This window comes from Campylobacter concisus (genome assembly GCF_002912895.1).
Classification (GTDB): domain Bacteria; phylum Campylobacterota; class Campylobacteria; order Campylobacterales; family Campylobacteraceae; genus Campylobacter_A; species Campylobacter_A concisus_G.
Map to the genome: position 1 here is coordinate 1 of NZ_POZX01000009.1, position 18732 is coordinate 18732.

At 36.5% G+C, this 18732-nt stretch carries 17 protein-coding genes and 2 pseudogenes; 14 read left to right on the top strand and 5 right to left on the bottom strand.

Annotation, left to right across the window (positions count from 1 at the left end; genetic code table 11):
- Together rsmH and CYP51_RS00530 are read left to right on the top strand one after the other, a co-directional pair.
- Positions 1-780 (top strand): 16S rRNA (cytosine(1402)-N(4))-methyltransferase RsmH (rsmH, locus tag CYP51_RS00525; RefSeq protein WP_103623963.1); only part of this gene is annotated, 780 nt, incomplete at its 5' end.
- A gap of 2 nt (positions 781-782) precedes the next feature.
- Positions 783-1076: a hypothetical protein gene (locus tag CYP51_RS00530; protein WP_021090986.1), complete on the top strand. Its 294-nt coding sequence runs from the start codon at positions 783-785 to the stop codon at positions 1074-1076.
- Positions 1077-1197: 121 nt separating this feature from the next.
- On the opposite strand, the gene CYP51_RS00535 is transcribed toward CYP51_RS00530, so the two are convergent.
- Positions 1198-1701: a hypothetical protein gene (locus CYP51_RS00535; RefSeq protein WP_103623964.1), complete on the bottom strand. Its 504-nt coding sequence runs from the start codon at positions 1699-1701 to the stop codon at positions 1198-1200.
- A gap of 104 nt (positions 1702-1805) precedes the next feature.
- Here CYP51_RS00535 and CYP51_RS00540 point away from each other — a divergent pair, with 104 nt between their 5' ends.
- The 6 genes from CYP51_RS00540 to CYP51_RS00565 are packed head-to-tail and all read left to right on the top strand — an operon-like array spanning position 1806 to position 7464.
- Entirely contained in the window at positions 1806-2672 is an 867-nt protein-coding gene (locus tag CYP51_RS00540; RefSeq protein WP_103623965.1) for a D-amino acid aminotransferase, read from the top strand.
- Positions 2669-3115, top strand: a complete 447-nt coding sequence (locus CYP51_RS00545) for a DUF523 domain-containing protein (protein ID WP_103623966.1) — start codon at positions 2669-2671, stop codon at positions 3113-3115. Before CYP51_RS00540 ends, CYP51_RS00545 begins: the two co-directional genes overlap by 4 nt.
- A complete protein-coding gene (locus CYP51_RS00550) occupies positions 3108-3602 on the top strand; it encodes a chemotaxis protein (RefSeq protein ID WP_103623967.1) in 495 nt (164 codons plus the stop codon). Before CYP51_RS00545 ends, CYP51_RS00550 begins: the two co-directional genes overlap by 8 nt.
- A complete protein-coding gene (locus CYP51_RS00555) occupies positions 3599-5608 on the top strand; it encodes a bifunctional C40 family peptidase/M15 family metallopeptidase (protein ID WP_103623968.1) in 2010 nt (669 codons plus the stop codon). The genes CYP51_RS00550 and CYP51_RS00555 overlap by 4 nt, the downstream gene beginning before the upstream one ends.
- On the top strand, positions 5609-6928 hold the full coding sequence (locus CYP51_RS00560; RefSeq protein WP_103623969.1) for an ATP-dependent DNA helicase: 1320 nt from the start codon (positions 5609-5611) through the stop codon (positions 6926-6928).
- Complete coding sequence (locus CYP51_RS00565; protein ID WP_103623970.1) at positions 6925-7464, top strand: hypothetical protein; 540 nt, start codon at positions 6925-6927, stop codon at positions 7462-7464. Before CYP51_RS00560 ends, CYP51_RS00565 begins: the two co-directional genes overlap by 4 nt.
- A gap of 26 nt (positions 7465-7490) precedes the next feature.
- Here the strand turns inward: CYP51_RS00565 and lolA are convergent, their stop codons facing one another.
- On the bottom strand, positions 7491-8003 hold the full coding sequence (gene lolA, locus CYP51_RS00570) for a LolA-like outer membrane lipoprotein chaperone (RefSeq protein ID WP_103623971.1): 513 nt from the start codon (positions 8001-8003) through the stop codon (positions 7491-7493).
- Between the two features lie 97 nt (positions 8004-8100).
- Between lolA and secA the strand changes: the two are divergent.
- From secA to CYP51_RS00580, 3 genes and pseudogenes are all read left to right on the top strand, one after another.
- Positions 8101-10497 (top strand): annotated as a pseudogene (gene secA, locus CYP51_RS00575) (preprotein translocase subunit SecA); the annotation flags it as partial.
- 108 nt (positions 10498-10605) lie between these two features.
- Positions 10606-10707 (top strand): annotated as a pseudogene (locus CYP51_RS10230) (SEC-C metal-binding domain-containing protein); the annotation flags it as partial.
- A gap of 52 nt (positions 10708-10759) precedes the next feature.
- Positions 10760-11959: an ABC transporter permease gene (locus CYP51_RS00580; RefSeq protein ID WP_103623973.1), complete on the top strand. Its 1200-nt coding sequence runs from the start codon at positions 10760-10762 to the stop codon at positions 11957-11959.
- A gap of 290 nt (positions 11960-12249) precedes the next feature.
- Here the strand turns inward: CYP51_RS00580 and CYP51_RS00585 are convergent, their stop codons facing one another.
- The 3 genes from CYP51_RS00585 to CYP51_RS00595 are packed head-to-tail and all read right to left on the bottom strand — an operon-like array spanning position 12250 to position 15154.
- A complete protein-coding gene (locus CYP51_RS00585; RefSeq protein WP_103623974.1) occupies positions 12250-13875 on the bottom strand; it encodes a cation:proton antiporter in 1626 nt (541 codons plus the stop codon).
- A 3-nt stretch (positions 13876-13878) separates the two neighbouring features.
- Positions 13879-14253: a heat shock protein transcriptional repressor HspR gene (locus CYP51_RS00590; protein WP_072594938.1), complete on the bottom strand. Its 375-nt coding sequence runs from the start codon at positions 14251-14253 to the stop codon at positions 13879-13881.
- Between the two features lie 4 nt (positions 14254-14257).
- A complete protein-coding gene (locus CYP51_RS00595) occupies positions 14258-15154 on the bottom strand; it encodes a DnaJ C-terminal domain-containing protein (RefSeq protein ID WP_087578683.1) in 897 nt (298 codons plus the stop codon).
- A 155-nt stretch (positions 15155-15309) separates the two neighbouring features.
- Here CYP51_RS00595 and CYP51_RS00600 point away from each other — a divergent pair, with 155 nt between their 5' ends.
- The 3 genes from CYP51_RS00600 to CYP51_RS00610 all read left to right on the top strand — a co-directional run bounded on the left by CYP51_RS00600 (position 15310) and on the right by CYP51_RS00610 (position 18730).
- Entirely contained in the window at positions 15310-16713 is a 1404-nt protein-coding gene (locus tag CYP51_RS00600) for a Do family serine endopeptidase (RefSeq protein ID WP_103623975.1), read from the top strand.
- Between the two features lie 98 nt (positions 16714-16811).
- Positions 16812-17489 carry a response regulator transcription factor gene (locus tag CYP51_RS00605; protein ID WP_021090796.1) on the top strand — a complete coding sequence of 226 codons (678 nt, stop codon included), beginning with the start codon at positions 16812-16814 and terminating at the stop codon, positions 17487-17489.
- A complete protein-coding gene (locus CYP51_RS00610) occupies positions 17489-18730 on the top strand; it encodes an ArsS family sensor histidine kinase (RefSeq protein WP_103623976.1) in 1242 nt (413 codons plus the stop codon). Before CYP51_RS00605 ends, CYP51_RS00610 begins: the two co-directional genes overlap by 1 nt.
- Positions 18731-18732: the final 2 nt, after the last annotated feature.

Genomic DNA, 18732 nt, shown 5'->3' on the forward strand with positions numbered 1-18732 from the left:
GCCTGTGATAGAGATAACGAAGCTATAAATTTTTCACTAAAAAAACTTGAGCCATTTGGTAGTAGGGTTAAAATTTATAAAAGTAACTTCTCTGAATTGACTAGCAAGCTAAGTCAAGAAGAAATTTTAAATATTAGAGGAATTTTGGCTGACATCGGTGTTAGCTCACTTCAGATAGATAAAGATGATAGAGGCTTTAGTCTTGGCTCAAGCGCGCTTGATATGCGCATGGATAAAGAGCGAAATTTTAGCGCATATGACGTTGTAAATGGATACTCTTTTGATGAGTTGGTTAGAATTTTTAGAGATTATGGCGAGCTAAAAAATGCTGTTGGGATTACAAACAAGATTATAAATGCTAGAAATTTAGGCAAGATAACGAGTGCAAAAGAGCTTGCAAATTTAATAGGTACAGCCCAGATAAAAGGGCGCGGAGTTAGCCCTGCAATACTTGCCTTTCAAGCCATCAGGATAGAGGTAAATGGTGAGCTAGATGAGCTAACAAATTTACTTGATAGTATAGAAAAATGTGGGTTTAAAGATTGTCTTGTGGCAATTATTACGTTTCACTCGCTCGAAGATAGGATCGTAAAAGAGCGCTTTAAAAAATGGGCAAATAGCTGTATCTGCCTACCTGGCGTCTATAGATGTGAATGCGGAAACAATCACGAACTAGGAGAAATTTTAACCAAAAAGCCACTAACAGCAAGCCAAAATGAGTTAAAGGTAAACTCACGAAGCAAGAGCGCAAAACTGCGGGTTTTTAAGATAAAGGGATAAAGATGCAAGAAAAAGAAGAGCTACTAACGCTTCACGACGAGGAGCAAAAACGTGAGGTAAATTTAAGCTTCAAGACATTAGTGATGGTCTATTTAGCTGTTTTTATAGCTCTAGCTATATTTTTGCCAAAAATTTACATAGCAAATCAAATTTATTATATAAGTAGGGATATAGCCGACATCAGTGGTAAACGAGATATGCTTTTAGAGGAAAATAGAGCCCTTAATATAAAGCTTGAAAATTTACGTTATAAAAATCAAATTTTAAACAATATGCAAGAGCGTCAATGGAAATAACTAAACATTTAAAGTTTTTTAAATTTTAGTGATTCAATTACATTGGCAAATAATATAGTCATTTTGTATACAACTGCACAAAAATAAAATTAACTCAATAAACAAAGCCTAGCTTAACTTACTAATTACTTTCTTTTTGAGAGATTAGCTTTTCATATATATATTGTTCTAAATCTTTTTTTGATATGTCATTTTTTATAGCAGTATTATAAATTTCTTCGACCTTGCTTGAGTATTTTTCATAGCTAAAATAAGGAAAATGCACACTCCATGCTTTCTTGATAAGATCGTGGCTTATCTCTCTTCTTGCCCAAACTTTAAACATATCAAAGCCAATAAAAACGGCCGAAGTGACGACAGCAGTCGCTATTATCGATATATGCGCGTCAGTCTTTGCTAAAAAATGATGCGTGATGATTAACAATGGAAATAAAATGGCAAAACAGATAAGTGCGTAAATCTGATAGAGCTTGATGTGGTTAAATCTAAAATTTAGCTTTGCTCCATCTATTAGCATACCTTCGTTAAAAAGGGCATTTGCTTCAAGTAGATCCCTGAATAAAACTGGCTGTTTTGAAACAAAAAAAACGTTTTTTATGATTCTATCTTTTAAAGTTTCTTGCATTTTTTATAGACTTTTTACCTTTGAAATTTTGGCTTATTATATCTAAGAATCTATAAATTCAAACAAAATTAGATACAATTTGCCCAAAATTTAAGGAGCTAAAAATGGCAGATCAAGCTTTACAAACCGTCTTTTTAAATGGAGAATTTTTGCAAAAAGATGAGGCAAAAGTTAGTGCTTTTGATAGAGGATTTATATTTGGTGATGGAATTTATGAGGTTGTGCCTGTGATAAATTCAAAAATGGTTGATAAAGATGGATTTTGGGCGAGATTTGAAAGAAGCTTAAATGAAATAGATATAAATTTGCCCTACGAAAAGGAAAAATTTGAAGCGATCTTAAACAAGATAATCTCCAAAAATGCCTTAAAAGAAGGCGGAATTTACATGCAAGTAACAAGAGGCGTGGCGTTTAGAAATTTCTATTTTATGGAGAATTTAACACCAAGTGTCTTTATTTTCTGTTACGAGAGTGAAATTTTAAACAATCCTGCTGCAAAAACTGGCATAAAAGTGGTAAGTATCGAGGATATCAGGTGGAAGAGGCGTGATATCAAGTCTATCTCACTTCTGGCTCAATGCTACGCTAAAAATGAAGCTCACAAAAAAGGTGCAGATGAGGGCTTTATGGTGGAAAATGGCTTTGTCACAGAGGGTTGTAGCTCGAGTGCTTTTATCATCAAGGATAAAACTCTAATCACAAAACCACTTTCAAATGAAATTTTGCCAGGAATTCGCCGTATGAGACTTTTAAAGATTGCTAAAGATATCGGTCTAAAGATAGAGGAGCGAAAATTTAGCATGGATGAAGTTTATAGTGCTGATGAAGTCTTTATCTCGGCCGCGACGCTCATACTCCTACCAGTCGTTTATGCTGATGGCAATGCGATAAATGGTGCAAAAGTAGGAGAAATTTCAAGCAAACTTCGAGAAATTTATGCTGGCGAACTTTTAAAAGAAGCCGGGCTTTGAGAGAAAAAATCTTAATAAGTGCTTGCTTGGTCGGCATAAATTGTAAATTTAACGGCGAAAATAATCTCTTAAATAAAGATGTTTTGGATGAAATTTCAAAGAGATATCATCTGCTTTTTGTTTGTCCTGAAGTTTATGGTGGACTTAGCACGCCGAGGGAACCGGCTGAGATGAAAAATGGTGCAGTTATTTGTAAATTTTCAGGTAAAGATGTGAGTGAAAATTTTAAAAAAGGAGCAGAAATTTGCCTGAGAATAGCCAAACTAAATGGTTGTAAAAAGGCTATTTTAAAATCAAAAAGTCCAAGTTGTGGAAGTGGGCAAATTTATGATGGAAGCTTTAGTAAGAGGCTTATTTTAGGCGATGGCATCACAGCAAAACTGCTAAAAGAAAATGAAATTTTAGTTTACAGCGAAGATGAGATAGTAGGGCTTGATGTTTGATAGGCTAAAAGACAACATTATACTTGAGGTGATTTTTAAATATATCATCTTGTTGCTGCTTTTTATCTGTGTGATCGGTCTTTTTATGAGCGGCGTTCTTTTCTTAAATGGGGAGATGAGTGAAAGTTCGCTGAATTTACATATTTTCTTTGGCTTTAGTTTGGTTGTCTTGACGATTGTTCATAGTTATGTTAAGAAGAAAAAGTTAAAGAAGCTAAGCCTTGAGTTTAAAAATATCTTAAATCACAAGCCAGTGCAGATGGACTGCAATACAACTAGGTTTTTAAATGCTTTAAATGATGTAAAAGTGGGCGAGCTTTCAAAGAAATTTGGCTCTGATATTGTAGAAATTTTAAGGTCAAATGACATAAAAGTAAAAAGCGTGAATGAGACTATGAAACAAATTTGTAAAAATAACGATGAAAAGATGTTTTATATTTTTGTTTTGATTGTAGAAGCTATTTTTAAGGATAAGGAAAAAAGTTGAAAAAGGGTATATTTTTAGCATTTAGTATTGCTTTATTTTTGGGATGTTCGCAGACCCAACCAAAGCCAAGTGTGCAAAATTCTTTACCAGATGAAAACGTATATAAGCCAAATGAACGCATTAGTTTGCTTGATTTTGAAATTAAGCAAGATGCCTCGTCGCTACCTCAAAATATGCAAAGTGCAAGCTTTGACCAAGAAGAAATTTTAAAAAGAAGGTTTAAGGTTTTTACATTAAGGGGTGTAAAATTTAATCCAAACGATGTCTTTTGGGCATTTAATATATATAAGCCAAGCGAAAAGAGAAAGTATTTTGGCTCAAATTTTAGACAGATACCTCAAAGCTGGTTTGACGCACAAAAGGACAATGCAAATTTTTCAGCTCTTTCAAGTATCTCTGCTTATGCTCTAACTTCGGCAAACACTGCTTTAAGAAATTTTCCAACCGATGAGCCGATATTTTTAAATCCGCAAACTCCAGGCGAGGGCTATCCGTTTGATTATCTGCAAGAATCAACCCTAAGCATCGCTCATCCGCTCTTTGTATCGCATCTTTCTAAAGACAGGGCTTGGGCGTTTGTTAGTGATGATGCGGTTTGGGGCTGGATAAAGGTCGAGGATATAAAATTTATAAGCGATGATGAGGTAAATGCCTATCAAAAGTCAAGTTTTGTAACTATAAAAACGGATAAAATGCCAGTTTATGACAAGGCTGGAAATTTCTTATTTTACTCAAGAGTTGGGGCGATACTTCCTGTTTTGGCACAGGATGATAAAAACTACTACGGTAAAATTTATGTAAGAAATCTTTTAAGAGAATTTGTGTTGCCAAAGTCTTTTGGTGCTCTTTTTCCTCTTAAATTTAACGACTCAAATCTAAAAACACTTATTAGCTCCCTTCTTACTCAGCCTTATGGTTGGGGTGGGGTCGATAAGCTAAGGGATTGCTCGCTTTTTACGAAAGATCTGCTAGCTAGCTTTGGTGTGTGGCTACCTAGAAACTCAAAAGCTCAAGCAAATATGGGACAAAAATTTGATCTAAAAGGGCTTAGTAACGCTGCTAAAACAAAAGAGATAAAAGAAAAAGGGGTGCCATATCTTACGCTTGTGCATCTGCCAGGGCACATAATGCTTTATGCTGGGTACAAGGGCGATGATATCTACGTGGTGCATGATGCTTGGGGGTTAAAAACTGAAAATAACGGTAGAGCGTTAATCGGTGCTACGGCAGTAACTACATTAAACATCGGACAAAACAGAAGCGATATACAAAACTCAAATTTGCTTATTTCAAAGGTTGATTCTATAAATGTGATAAAGCCCGAAAATGTAATAAGTGATAAAGTTAGAAAAATTTCAGCTTTACAAAGGGCTTATGATGTTAAGGTTGAGGATAATTTGGTCAAATTTGGTGATGGAACAATATTTGTCTATGATGACTTTAAACAAAAAGATGATGAGTGTAGTATCGGTGCTGATATAGAGGATATGAACGCGCTTGATTACGCTGCATTTTCGCCACTTAGCACCGCACTAAGCGATGCTGGCAGATGTAGAAATTATGAATTTTTAGGAAAAATTTATGGCTCAAGCGAGAGTGAAGTAAAAGCAAATTTGGTAGATGTTGTTTGGCTAAAAGATAGCCTTGCGCTAAAACTACCATTTAACTCTAAAAATGGAGCCGCAGCTGCTTTGCAAGACGTAAGCAATGAGCTCAACGATATGGTAAAAAGCGATGCGAGCTTGCTTGAGTATTTAAAAAATCCAGGTGGGACATTTAAATGGCGCATCATCGCTGGCACAAACCGCTTGAGTCCTCACAGCTACGGCATTGCGATCGATATAAATGTGAAAAAGAGCCACTACTGGCAGTGGAGTAGTGGCTACCAAAACCTCATCCCTGAAAAGATAGTGCGTGTTTTTGAAAAACATAAATTTATCTGGGGTGGACGCTGGAAGCACTTTGATACGATGCACTTTGAGTATCGCCCAGAGATGTTTGAGTAGATGCTAGATCAAATTTTAGAAATTTTATCTCGCTCAAACGTCTTTTTAACTGGTGGTGGAGGCGTTGGCAAGAGTTATCTAACGGCCTCTGTCATCAGACACTACAAAGAAAATTTTAAAAACGTCATCATTCTTGGCTCAACTGGCATAAGTGCCGTTAGCCTTGGAGGAGTTAGTTTGCATAGCTTTTTTAAATTTGGCTACTGCAAGGACTACGAGGAGCTAAGGCGCTTTGACTATCATCAAAAAGACAAACTAAGCAAGCTAAGAAATATGCTTGATGCATGTGATCTGCTTGTAATTGATGAAATTTCAATGGTGAGTTCAGATTTAATGGAGATGATAAGATATCGCCTGCTCACCTCTAAATTTAAAGGCAGGGTGCTTATAGTGGGTGATTTTTATCAGCTTCCGCCAGTGCAAAAGGAGCAAAACGAAAATAGGCTTTTTAATTTTTTATACGCTTTTAACTCCAGTGCGTGGGAGGATATGAAATTTACAAATGTTGAGCTACTAGTCTCAAAACGTACAAACGATCTTAAATTTTATGAGATTCTCTCTAGGCTGCGAGTAGGCGAGCTAGATGATGAAATAATGAGCTACATAGAGAGTTTAAGAGTGGTCAAGATAGAGCCAGATGATGATACGAGTGTGCTTTTTGGTAGAAACGCTGAGGCTGAAATGCTAAATCAAAAAAGGCTTTCAGAACTTGACACGCCACTTGAAATTTCAAACTCAGATGTGAGCATTTTGGATGAAAATTTAGATAAAAAAGAGTTTGAAAAATGGGCAAATACACTAAATATCTCAAGGGATTTGGAGATGAAGATAGGCGCTAAGATCATCTTTACGTCAAATAAATGGGGCGAGTACTATAACGGTGAGCAAGGCAAGATCATGCAAATTTTAAAAGAAAATGGCATCATCTCAAGCGTGATCGTGAAAAAAGATAGCGGCGAAATTTGTGAGATAGAAAAAGCCGCTTATATATTTAGTTCGTTAAATTTAAACGAAGATGAGATCGAAGAAAATGTACAGGCATCGCTCCATCAGTTTCCATTTAAGCTTGCCTATGCCCTAACCATCCACAAATCTCAAGGAATGAGCATAAACTCGCTCATTTGTAATATCAACCATATTTTTGCCAAAGGACAACTCTACGTCGCACTTTCTCGTGCAGTAAGTCCTAAAAATTTAAAACTTTTTTATGATAAAAAAAGTGATTTTAGGCAGCATTTAAGAAAAGTGGTTAAAATTGACGACGAAGTTAAGAAATTTTACCAAGAAAACGTATTTTTGCATATTAAGGAGAATTTATGAAAAAGCTATTTTTAAGCCTTACTTTTTGTATTTTTGTATTTGCAGACGTGCTAAAAGTAAGAGATTTTCAAACAGATATCTACTCAAAAGCTGGACAAAATTTAACAAAAAAGATAAATATGAACCTTGAAGTTGTCGGACGTGACGTTGAAGAAAATGAAGCGTATGTGCTTGATGCTTTAAACATAATAGTTGGTAGCTTTTACGTGGAGGATATCCTAACCTCAATGGGAAAAGAGAAATTTAAAGAGCTTTTCATAAAATACGCAGCCAAAAAGCACTCTCTTGATATTGATGATGTGCTTATCTTAAATATAAAAGTAATAAATAATCTTGAGCTAAGCGAGATCATAAAAGCAATAAAGAGCCAAAATTTATGCTCCGATCCAAGTGTTAATGAAGAGATTGTAACAAAACCAGAAAAGAAGAAAAAAGGCAATGAGATCATCATCTCGCCAGATCCAAATGATGTAGTTCAAAAGCCTATTGATCTAAATAATGTTCAAGAATTTGGAAAAGATTTTGGAGAGAAGTGAGTAAATTTGGCTAAAGCTAGCCAAATTTATTGATTTACAATGTCATAACCTTGAGGAATGACAGGTGTTAGCGTCTCTTGTGGTATGAGTGCATCTTTTACTGGATTGCTTAAGGTTATCTTTATTTTATTTGAAAGCTTGTCTTTATAGTCAATCGTCGTTGGAAGCGTGTTTTTAATAGTTATAAAGTACTCAACTCCGTCGTATATTGCTTTGTAAAGTGTTGGTTGAATTTGCTCCGCATGAGCCAAGATTTGTGTCAAATTTGGCGTATCATCAAGCTTTGAAATGATAGCTTGCTCAAGCTCGTCCTCAATCACGATCACACGCTCTTTGTTAAAATAAATTCTCTTTGGCGTTGGACTTTCATATATCCAAAGTGCAGTATTGTCGTTTTTTGCGTAAAATCTACCCTTATAATTTATGCTTTTGCCTTCGCTAAATACAGTTTGCGTAAAGTCACTTTGCAGGCTTTTGAAATTTAAGCCAGCACCAAATGAGCAAACTGCAACGAGAGATGCAACTAGAAATTGTCTCATTTTTTATCCTTTTTTGGCGTATTCTAGCCCAGTTTAATTAAATAAATAGTTAAACTATGCTAAGATCCAAAGTTTAAAAATTTAGGAAGGTAAAATAATGATTTCATCGGTATTTAGAAAGATTTTTGGCACCAAAAACGATAGAGAAGTCAAAAAGTATATAAAACGTGTGGCGCAGATAAACGCGCTAGAACCAACTTATGAAAAGATGAGCGACGATGAGCTTAAGATAAAATTTAACGAGCTTAAATCCCAAGTCGTCGAAGAAAAAGTCACTTTAGATGAAATTTTAAATGATGTTTTTGCGATCGTTAGAGAGGCTAGCAAAAGGGTGCTTAAGATGCGCCATTTTGACGTACAGCTAATAGGCGGCATGGTGCTAAACGAGGGTAGGATCGCTGAGATGAAAACGGGCGAGGGTAAGACCTTGGTGGCGACTTTGCCAGTTATCTTAAATGCGATGAGTGGCAAGGGCGTGCATGTAGTAACTGTAAATGACTACCTTGCAAAGCGTGACGCTACACAAATGGGCGAGCTTTATAACTTTTTAGGCTTAAGCGTAGATGTGATACTAAGCGGTGGATACGATGATGAAGTAAGACAAGCTGCTTATAACGCCGACATAACATACGGCACAAATTCAGAATTTGGCTTTGACTATTTGCGTGACAATATGAAATTTGAAGCTGGTCAAAAGGTACAAAGAGGCCATAACTTTGTTATCGTGGACGAGGTCGATAGTATCTTGATAGATGAAGCAAGAACACCACTTATAATATCAGGTCCAACAAACCGCACACTTGATGGCTACATAAGAGCCGATCAGGTCGCAAAACAGCTTACTAGAGGCACTCCAGCTGATCCAAATGTGCCAGGCTCAAAGCCAACTGGGGACTTTATAGTAGATGAAAAAAATAGAACGATAATGATCACAGAAGCTGGCATAAGCAAGGCTGAAAAATTATTTGGTGTTGAAAATTTATATAACCTTGAAAATGCCATACTAAGCCACCACCTAGATCAAGCTCTAAAGGCACACAACCTCTTTGAAAAAGACGTTCATTACGTCGTAAAAGATGGTGAGGTAGTCATTGTTGATGAATTTACAGGACGTCTAAGCGAGGGTAGGCGTTTTAGTGAGGGGCTTCACCAAGCACTTGAGGCAAAAGAGGGCGTAAAAATTCAAGAAGAGAGTCAAACGCTAGCCGATACAACATATCAAAACTATTTTAGGATGTATAAAAAGCTTGCAGGCATGACTGGTACGGCTCAGACAGAAGCTACTGAGTTTTCTCAAATTTACAACCTTGAAGTTATCTCGATCCCTACAAACCTGCCAGTTAAAAGAATCGATCAAAACGACCTTATCTATAAAACTCAAAACGAGAAATTTAAAGCGGTCATCGACGAAGTTAAAAAAGCTCACGAAAAAGGTCAGCCAGTGCTTGTGGGAACTGCAAGTATCGAGCGCAGTGAGGTGCTTCACGAGATGCTTAAAAAAGTTGGCATCCCACACTCTGTGCTAAATGCTAAAAATCACGAAAAAGAGGCCGAGATCATCGCACAAGCTGGCGTAAAAGGTGCTGTGACTATCGCTACAAACATGGCTGGACGTGGTGTTGATATCAGGATCGATGATGAGGTTAGAAATTTAGGCGGTCTATATATCATCGGCACTGAAAGGCACGAGAGTAGAAGGATAGACAATCAGCTCCGTGGCCGTGCTGGACGTCAGGGCGATCCTGGCATGAGTAGATTTTATCTAAGTCTTGAAGATAATCTTTTAAGAATTTTTGGTAGTGACCGCATAAAGGCGATCATGGATAGGCTTGGTATCGATGAGGGCGAGAGCATCGAGAGTCGAATGGTAACAAGAGCTGTTGAAAATGCCCAAAAGAAAGTTGAGAGCTTGCACTTTGAGGCTAGAAAGCACTTGCTTGAGTATGACGATGTGGCAAATGAGCAAAGAAAGACTATCTATAAATACCGCGACGAGCTACTTGATAAAAACTATGATATGAGCGAAAAGATAGCTCAAAATAGAAAAGAGTACGCTGCAAATTTACTTGATACGGCTGAAATTTTCCATGGTGGCTTGAAAGATGACTTTGATATTAAAAATTTATGCTCTATCATCCTTGCAGACTGCGGTGAAGAGATAGACGAGAGCGAGTTAAAAGGCCTAGAGTATGATGAGCTAATAGAAAAGCTTGCGCAAATTTTTGAAGCAAGATATAACGAAAAAATGAGCGTGCTAAATGAAGATCAAAGAAAAGAGATAGAGAAAATTTTATACCTTCAAGTGCTTGATAATGCGTGGAGAGAGCACCTTTATCAAATGGATATCCTAAAAACCGGCATCGGCCTTAGAGGGTATAATCAAAAAGATCCGCTTGTTGAATACAAAAAAGAGAGCTATAACCTCTTTATGGAGCTAGTTAGCAGGCTAAAAAGTGAGAGTGTTAAGACGCTTCAGGTTGTAAGATTTAAGAGCCGTGAGGAGCAAGAAGAGCAAGCTAGAATGATGCTTGAAGCTAGCCAAAATGCTGAAAATGAAAATTTAAGCTATAACAACCAAGGCGAGGATGAAAATTTCACGCCTGAAAAAAAGATACCAAGAAACGCTCCATGCCCTTGTGGAAGTGGTAAAAAATATAAAGATTGCCACGGAAAAAGTGGCCCTAAAAAAGGCATATTTGCTTAAAATTTCTACTTTTAAGGCGCCAAAAGCGCCTTAATCTTTTAAAGGCTATTTGATGACAAGCTTACCAAAGTATCTACTTTTTAAATATTTAAGATTTGATAAAACTCAGCCATTTATCACTCTAAGTGCCTTGCTTGCCTTTCTTGGTGTTAGCATCGGACTTATGGTTTTAATCGTTGCGATGGCGATTATGAATGGATTTGACAAAGAATTTGAGCGTAAACTTTTTACTATGAACTATCCAATAACCGTTCAAAGCGCCTTTAAGGGCTCCATTGATGATGACTTTGTTGATGAGCTAAAGGCTAGATTTAGCGATTTAAAATTTAGTCCATTTATAAGCACACAGGTCATTTACCGCTCGGCAAATGCACTTGAGGGCGGACTGGTTTATGGCGTAAATTTTAAAGATGAAAAACAGATAAACTCAGTCGTAAATGAAGCTTTAAAAGACAAAGAGCTAGATGGTTTTGAGATACTTGTGGGAAGTGGCATAATGAGCGAGTTTAGGCTAAGAGATGATGAGAAACTAACGCTTATCTTTACAAAGGCTGATCCTGCTGGCTTTTCGCTAACGCCAAAGATGAAGCGCTTTGGTATCGGTGGCTCATTTACATCTGGGCTAATTGCCTACGATAAGGCGTTTTCATACACTTCAGTTGAGGCTTTGAGGAAAATTTTAGACTATCCAAAAGGCGTTTATGATGGAATTCATATCTTTTCAAATAAGCCATTTGATGATATAAAAAGAGTGCGTGAAGGCCTGCCAACTGGCACGGTTGCCATTGGCTGGTGGGAGCAAAATGGCAACTTTTTCTCAGCACTCGCACTTGAAAAACGAGCACTTTTTATCGTTTTGATGCTAATTATCCTTGTGGCGTCGCTAAATATCATAAGCTCGCTGCTAATGACAGTGATGAACCGCAGGCAAGAAATTGCCTTGCTTCTTGCGCTTGGTGCTAGTAAAAGTGAGATAAAAAGAAGCTTTTTCTATCAAGGGCTAGTAATCGGCGGTGGCGGCATTATATTTGGCTTGATGCTTGGCTTTTTGGGGTTATTTTTACTTGGAAATTTCAACATCATAGACCTGCCAGCTGACGTTTATGGCTCAAGCAAACTACCACTTGAACTCTCAACCATCGATCTTGTGCTGATCGTAGTTGGGGCTGTGTTTATCGTGGCTATCTCGTCTTATTATCCAGCCAAAAAAGCTACTGAGGTAAATGTCCTTCAAACTTTAAGAAATGAGTAAAAGCCTGGCAAAACTAGGCTTTAAATTTAGTTTTTAAAAGCATATTATTAGATAATATGCTTTTATTTTAATTTGTACTAAATTCTATATTTTATCTTTTAATAGCTCATCAATTTTTACTTCTTTCCCATTAAGACTAGCATTGATGTTGTGGCTAGACAAATTTTTAGCTTTAAAATGATTTGTCTTATTATCTCTCTATTGTTTCTTATACAATTAAAAAAGTTGCTAATAGTTTTATCAATTTATTTAAACGAACTTAAAAAGCGTGTTTTAAGAAGCTAAATTTACTACGCTCTTACGTCGTGGTCGATCTTGCACTGAAGGGCTTCGTGAACAAGGGTTTTTGCCATGACGCGCTCTTCGCTTATAAGGTGGAAATTCTCGCCTAGCTCGCCAAAGATATCTTTGTTGCCCTCGCCATTTGCTTTGATGATCGTTTGGATATTTGCGCCGTAGTCTTTGATCTTTTGCGCGATTAGCTCAACTCTTTGCTCGTTATTTACAGTTATGATGACAGCGGCTGCATCGTCTAAGCAAGCGTTTTCAAGAGTGTTGCTTTGAAGCACATTTCCTAAAAATACATTTTCCCCGCGGCTCCTACCAAGCTCGACTAGGCTGATATCATTATCAAGCACGATGTATAAAAGCTTTGTCTCTTTTAGTCTTAAAACTACCTCTTGACCGAGCCTATCATAGCCAAAGACTACGATGTGATTTTTTAGTTTTTGTGGTTTTAAGGTCTCGTTTGACTCAACTACCACCTCACGCTCTACAAGATCAGCTAAGACATCAAGCTTTTTAAGTATAAAAGGTGTTGCAAACATCGATATAACAGAGGCTGCGATGAAAATTTGAGCTGTTTGTATATCAAGTAAATTTCTAGTAGTCATTAGTCCAAAAACAGCTAGTGCAAATTCGCCTATTTGACAAACACTAAGTGCGGTTTTTGCAGCAACTCTTCGCTTCAAATAGATATTTAAGATAGCAAAAACAACAACCGCTTTTATAACCATGACACTAAATACTAGGCCAAGAACAAGCCAGATGTTTGAGATGACGACAGCAAAATTTATCTGCATACCAACGGTTATAAAAAATAGCCCTAAGAGCAAATCTCTAAAAGGTATGAGATCAACTTCGATTTGGTGTTTATACTGTGTCTCAGCCATCATCATACCGGCCAAAAATGCACCCAAAGAGTATGAGAAGCCAAAGAAGTGAGCCAAAGTGCTAGAGCCAACGACCATAAATAAAATCGTAGCTATAAAAACCTCTTGCGAATTTGTTTGAATAACTTTATAAAATATCCAGTTGATGACATATTTACCAAGTAAAAATAGCACAACAATAAGAATAATCGCACTTGTAAATGTCTTTAGCAAAAGCTCATTTATTGAAGCATCTTGCGAGCTAAACATATCTATCATAAGCAAAATAGGAATGACTGCAATATCTTGAAATAGTAAAATTCCAAGTGCTTTTCTGCCGTAAATTTTACTCACATCGCCACTATCGTTTAGTGTCTTTAGCACGATCGCAGTTGATGATAGTGCAAGCGCAAGACCTGCAATAAGTGCTGTTTCGTCTTTTAAGTGAAGGGTATAATAAAGCATCACACCCATTATAAAGCCACTTAAACAAACCTGTAAGCCGCCATTTAAAAAGACCTCTTTTTTCATACCCATTAAGTGTTTAAAACTAAACTCAAGCCCAATGGTAAACATCAAAAATGCGATACCAAATTCCGCGATATGGGAAATTTCATCATTGCTTTTTAGGTTGAAAAATTCTGATATAAGCGTACCTGTTACGATGTAGCCGATGATGGTTGGTATCTGAAATTTTTTAAAAATGACGTTTAATGCGACTGAGATCGCTGCAACAAGCAAGAAACCTTCTAAAATTTGTTCCATAAATTATTTTTTACCTTCATAAAAGACTAGATCAAAGCTATTTTTTCTCTTTACGAGCGATCTTTTTGTGCTAGTTTGGCTGGTAGCTTCGTGCAATTTTTTATTTAGCTCATCAATAGTTGATTCTAAATCGTCAATTTTTTCTTTCAACTGAAGTATCACATCAACGCCGGCTAAATTTACACCTAGTTCGCGTGTTAAATTTAGTATAGTTTTTACGCGATCAACGTCTTTTTGTGAGTAGAGCCTCATCTTGCCATCTGTTCTTGATGGCTCGATAAGTCCCTCTCTTTCGTATTGTCTTAAAGTTTGTGGATGTATGCTTAAAACCTTTGCAACAACGCTTATTAAAAAAAGTGGTTCTTCATAATTTTGCATTTTTTTACTCCGGTAATTTCTCTTTTAACTCTTTTACTAAGCCTTCATCAAGCTCACTGATATTTGGAAGTTTTACCCTGGCTTTTAAGTAAAGATCGCCATAAATTCCGCTCTTTCTATTTTGCACGCCATATCCTTTTAAACGGATCTTTGTGCCTGTTTTTGAGTTCTCAGCGATCTTGATCGTGACATCTTTTTTGTAAGTATGCACATTAACTTTTCCGCCAAAAAGCATAGTTTTTAGTGGAATTTCTATATCTTTATAAAGATCGTCTCCGACTCTTTCATATTCGTCGCTTGGCTCAACACTAATAGCAAGTATGAGGTCGCCTTTCTGACCACCAGCGCTTTTACCTTTGCCTTTTACACGAAGCTTCTCGCCGCCTTCTATGCCACTTGGAATTTTTATCTTAATGCTTTCGCCATTAAAATTTATCTTATGTTCGCCACCAGTTACAGCTACGTCAAAGGGTATAGAAATTTTTGCGTTTACGTCTAAATCAGCTCCGCCAAAGCCAAATCCACCACTACTAAATCCGTCAAATCCACCAAAATTACTACCAAATCCGCTGCTAAATTTAGCTCCACCGCCGCCAAAACCACCTGAGAAGATATTCTTTAAAATTTCATTTAGGTCGCCCATATCGGCTGAACTACTAGCAAAGTCGTGGAAATTTTGACCGCCAAACATAGTATCGCCGTACTGGTCATATTGAGCTCGTTTTTTATCGTCGCTTAAAATTTCATAAGCAGCATTTATCTCTTTAAATTTATCTTCTGCTCCAGGGTCTTTGTTTATATCTGGGTGATATTTTCTGGCAAGTTTTCTATAAGCTTTTTTTATCTCGTCGCTTGAGGCACCCTTTGAAACTCCTAAAGTCTCATATAAGCTTTCACTCATATATTCTCCTTATATTTTTTTGATACGGATTATATCACAAAGCTTTAGTCTATGCAAGTCAAGTTTATTTTTGTTTAATAACAAGAAAAAGTGTTAAGATTTTATTTTTTCACTATATTTATAATTTGCAAAAATTTTTAGTTTAAAGGAAAAAAATGAAAAAGATTGTGCTAATTTCATTAGTAGCAGCTTCTTTTTTAGTGGGGGCTGATATTAAATTTAATGAAGCTAACTCTAATACCACGAGAGTCTCGCCACTTAGCGATAAAAATAGCGTACTTTCTTATTATGACTCGATCGCTCAGGCAAAGCTTTCAGTTGTAAATATCTCAACTACAAAAACGGTAAATAACGCTGGCATTGAGCAGATGTTTAACGACCCTTTCTTCAATGAATTTTTTGGATTTAATTTTGCAAAACCAAAAGAAAAAGAAAAAACTACTTCTCTTGGTTCTGGAGTTATTATCTCAAATGATGGATATATCGTTACAAATAACCACGTTATAGAAGATAGCGACCAAATAGTCGTAACCCTTGCAAATGGTGGTAAAGAGTATAAAGCAAAGCTAATAGGAAGTGATCCAAAAACCGATCTAGCTGTCGTAAAGATAGAGGCAAACGGACTAAATGCGATCACTTTTGCAGACTCATCAAAGCTACTTGACGCAGATGTCGTATTTGCAATAGGTAATCCATTTGGCGTTGGTGAAAGTATCACTCAAGGTATCATTTCAGGGCTAAATAAAGATAATATCGGCCTTAATCAATATGAAAATTTCATCCAAACAGACGCCTCTATAAACCCAGGAAATTCAGGTGGAGCTTTGGTTGATAGCAGGGGATATTTAGTCGGAATAAACTCGGCCATACTTTCAAAAAGTGGTGGCAACAACGGCATTGGCTTTGCTATCCCATCAAATATGGTAAAAGATATCGCTAAAAAGCTGATAACTGACGGCAAGATCGAGCGTGGCTTTATCGGCGTTACGATTGCAAATTTAACTGATGAGCAAAAAGAGCTTTACACAAATAAAGAAGGTGCTTTAATAAGTGGCGTAGAGCAAGGCATGCCAGCAGATGAAGCTGGACTAAAAAGAGGTGATTTGGTTATATCAGCTAATGACAAAGCTATAAAAAACGCAAATGATCTTAAAAATTTCATCGGTTCACTAACTCCAAATAGTAGTGTTGATATAACTTACGAGCGATCAAATAAAATAATGAATGCAAAAATCAAGCTTGCAAACGCTGATCACAATTCAAAAGACATAGCAAAAAGCATTATCATCGAAGGACTTAGCGTTAGCAATCTAAGCGATGAGATAAGATATAAATACAAAATTAGCCCAGATACTCAAGGCGTGCTAGTAACTGATGTAAAATCTGGCTCAAAAGCTGAAGACTTTGGCTTTGAAAGAGGCGATGTGATCGTGCAAGTTGGTGAAGAAAGCATAAAAGATCTTCAAACATTTGCAAATACTATCAAAAATACAAAAGGTAAAAAGACGCTAGTGTGGATAAATCGCGGTGGTATCATACAAGGCCTTGTTATAAAATAATCATCTAAGAGCTGAAATTTCAGCTCTTAACCCTTTTAAATTTTTAAAATCTTAATCTGCTATAATCCTTAAAAATCAAATTTACAACAGGAAAGATCATGACTAGAATTTTAATGATAGAAGATGATATGGAGCTTGCTGAAATTTTAACTGAATATCTAGAAAACTATGATATTGAAGTAGTGACTGCTGAAGAGCCATATATCGGACTTTCTACGCTAAATACAAGTAAGTTTGACTTAGTGATACTAGATCTTACATTGCCTGGTATGGATGGATTGGAAGTTTGTAAAGAGATCAGGAAAAATCACAATATCCCTATTATCATATCAAGTGCAAGGCATGATATAACAGATAAGGTAAATGCTCTTGATAACGGAGCGGATGATTATTTGCCAAAGCCATATGACCCACAAGAGCTTTTGGCTCGTATCAAAAGTCATCTAAGAAGGCAGAGTATCACCCCAGCAAGTGAGGCGAGAAATTTAAATAAAGACCTAGTTTTAAAAGAATTTGAACATGAAATTTTATTTAAAGGAAATGTACTAAATTTAACTGCCGCAGAATACGACATCTTAAAATATCTACTTTTAAAAGAGGGCGGAGCGGTTACTAGAGAGGAGCTTATCTATAACTGCGAGAGCATAAACGAAGATAGCTCAAACAAAAGTATCGACGTCATTATCGGCAGGATTCGCCAAAAATTAAATGAAAATCCAAAAGAGCCAAAATACATCCACGCGATCCGCGGTATCGGCTATAAATTGGTTCTTTGATGCCAAGATCGTCTATTTTTATAACCATAACTTTTATCTTTGGACTCGCGCTCGTTTCGATATTTCTAGCTTTTTTGTGGCTCATGGGCTTTGATAAGCAAAACTATACAAGAGAGCTAAATAACAAATACTCAAACGTTGCTAGGACAAATTTATTTTATATGGGTGGCATCATAAATAAAGCTCAGTATGATCGCCAGCTTTCAAATATCGATATGCCAGAGATAATAGACGAGAAGAGAAAAGATGAAATTTTAAAGCAAGCAACCGTTTTAGAAGAAATTTCAAGCGATTTAGGTTCAAGTGCGATCTTGCTTTATGACAAGCACCACTACTTAAGGATTGAGCATTTAGACGAGCTAAAGCTTTTAATGGATAAGGAATTTCAGCCTTATAGATACGAGGTGATAAAGGCAGTTTTTCTGGTGGTTGCGGTCATTTTGCTAGGTGCTTACATTTTTGTCATATATAAGATAAAACCACTTAGAAAGCTAAAGCGTCAGATCGTAAAATTTGCAAATGGTGAGCTTGACGGCGTACAAAATGTTGGCAACGGCAAGGATGAAATTTCTGAAGTTTCAGAGGCATTTTATGAGGCGGTTTGTCAGATCAAGGCGCTTAATGACTCAAGGCATCTTTTCTTAAGAAATATCATGCACGAGCTAAAAACTCCTATCACAAAAGGCCTAATAGCCGCTCAAATGATAGAAAAAAGTAAAAATCAAGAAAGGCTAATCTCTGTCTTTCACAAGCTTGAAAATTTAATAAACGAACTTGCAGCGATAGAGCAGATAACATCAAAAATAGGACTTAGCAATAAAACGCCATGTTTTATGAGGGATCTCATCGATGAAGCAATCGATATAGCCATGGTGGAAAAAGAGTGTGTTGGTGTCAGTGAGCTTGATGAGGTTAGGGTGCTCGTTGATTTCAAGCTATTTTCAGTCGCTATAAAAAATATGATAGACAATGGCATAAAATATTCAACTGATAAGCACGTAAATATCGTTGTTAGTAAGGATCATATGAAATTTATAACTCAAGGCGAGAAGCTAAAAAATGATCTTGACTTTTATATCCAACCATTTATTAAAGGAGAGGATACGCAAAAGAGTTTTGGCCTAGGTTTATATATAGTTAGCAATATACTTGATGCTCATGGACTCAAATTTAGATACGAATATAAAAACGGAATGAATGTCTTTGTTTTTGAAAATTTACAAGATATAATAGTGACTTAAAT